This window comes from Mycobacterium sp. TH-M15, from assembly GCF_057473705.1.
On the sequence record NZ_JBYCLB010000649.1, the window covers coordinates 1 to 1,899 of the forward strand.

At 69.8% G+C, this 1,899-nt stretch carries 2 protein-coding genes; both read right to left on the reverse strand.

Going from position 1 to position 1,899, the window contains the following annotated elements; genetic code table 11:
- Positions 1-843: transaldolase (gene tal, locus AC2VNT_RS15915; RefSeq protein ID WP_486947771.1), on the reverse strand; the 843-nt coding region annotated here is incomplete at its 3' end.
- Positions 840-1,899: transketolase-like TK C-terminal-containing protein (locus tag AC2VNT_RS15920; RefSeq protein ID WP_486947772.1), on the reverse strand; the 1,060-nt coding region annotated here is incomplete at its 5' end. The genes tal and AC2VNT_RS15920, both read right to left, overlap by 4 nt.

Below are 1,899 nucleotides of genomic sequence, written 5' to 3' on the forward strand. Positions count from 1 at the left end.
GTCGGGATTCTTCACGCCGGTCGACGCCCACAGCGGACGCTGCACCCGCGCGCCATCGCCCTCGAGTTTGCCGAAGCGTTCGCCGCCGACGAACACCTCCTGGTATGCCGCGTAAGCGAGACGGGCATTCGCGACATCGGCCTGGCCGCGCAATGCGAGCGCGTCGTCGGAGCCGATTTTCTCCAGGCGCTTGTCGATCTCGGTGTCCACGCGCGATACGAAAAACGACGCCACCGAGTGGATCGTGGACACGTCGTGACCGGCTTGCTTGGCCTTTTCCAGCCCGGCGAGGTAGGCGTCCATCACCTCGCGGTGCCGCTCGACGCTGAAGATCAGCGTCACGTTCACCGAGATCCCCTCGGCCAGCACCCCGGTGATCGCCGGCAGGCCGGCCCTGGTCGCCGGGATCTTGATGAACAGGTTGGGCCGGTCGACGATCTTCCACAACTCGATGGCCTGCGCGATGGTCTTGTCGGTGTCGTGTGCCAGCCGCGGGTCGACCTCGATCGAGACCCGCCCGTCGACGCCGTCGGAGGTCTCCCACTGCGGCCGCAGCACGTCGCAGGCGTTGCGCACGTCGTCGGTGGTGGCGGTGCGGATGACGGCGTCCACGTCGGCGCCGCGGGCGGCCAGCTCGGCCAGCTGTGCGGCGTAGGCGTCACCCTTCTCCAGCGCCTTCTGGAAGATGGTCGGGTTGGTGGTGATGCCGACCACGCTGCGGGTGTCGATCAGCTGCTGCAGGTTGCCCGAGGTCAGCCGGTCTCGGGACAGGTCGTCCAACCACACCGACACGCCCACGGCGCTCAGCGCCGCCAGTTTCGGGTTCTGGGTCGATGATGTCATCGGTCTGCTCCTCCTCGGTCGTCCAGTGCGCGTTCCGCCGCGGCGGCGACGGCCTCCGGGGTGATACCGAACTCCCGGAACAGGGTCTGGTAATCGGCCGACGCCCCGAAATGCTCGATCGACACGATCTGCCCCCCGGCGCCCACCAGCTTATGCCAGCACTGAGCCACCCCGGCCTCGACCACGACCCGCGCCGCGGCCGGCGGCAGCACCCGGTCGCGGTAGTCGGCGGGCTGGGCGTCGAACCATTCCAGACACGGCATCGACACCACCCGGGCGGCGATCTTCTTCTCCGCCAGCAACCGCTGGGCGGCGACCGCGAGCTGCACCTCCGAGCCGGTGCCGATCAACACCACGTCCGGTTTTCCGCCGGCAGCGTCGTTGAGCACGTAGCCGCCCCGGGCGACGCCGTCGGAGTCGGTGCCGTCGAGCACCGGCAGTCCCTGACGCGTCAGGATCAGCCCGATCGGGCCGCTCTCGGCCCCGCGGGCCAGCACCACCCGCCAGGCGTACGCGGTCTCGTTGGCGTCGGCCGGGCGCACCACCGACAGCCGCGGGATCGCGCGCAGCGCGGCCAGGTGCTCGATCGGCTGGTGGGTCGGCCCGTCCTCACCCAAGCCGATCGAGTCGTGGGTCCAGACGTAGATCGGGTCGATGTCCATCAGCGCCGCCAGCCGCACCGCCGGCCGCATGTAGTCGGAGAACTGCAGGAAGGTGCCGCCGTAGGCGCGGGTCGGCCCGTGCAGCACGATCCCGGAGAGGATCGCGCCCATTCCGTGCTCGCGGATGCCGAAGTGCAGGGTGCGCCCGTAGGGATGCGCGGTGTACTCGCCGGTGGAGATCGATGCCGGTCCGAACGAGGCGACGCCGTCCATGGTGGTGTTGTTGCTGCCGGCCAGATCGGCTGAGCCGCCCCACAATTCGGGTAGCTTCGGGCCGAGTGCGCTCAACACCTTGCCGGATGCCGCTCGGGTGGCCAGCGGTTTGGAGCCGGGCTCCCAGTGCGGCAGGTCGGCGTCCCAGTCGTCGGGCAGCTTCCCGGCCAGCAGCCGGTCC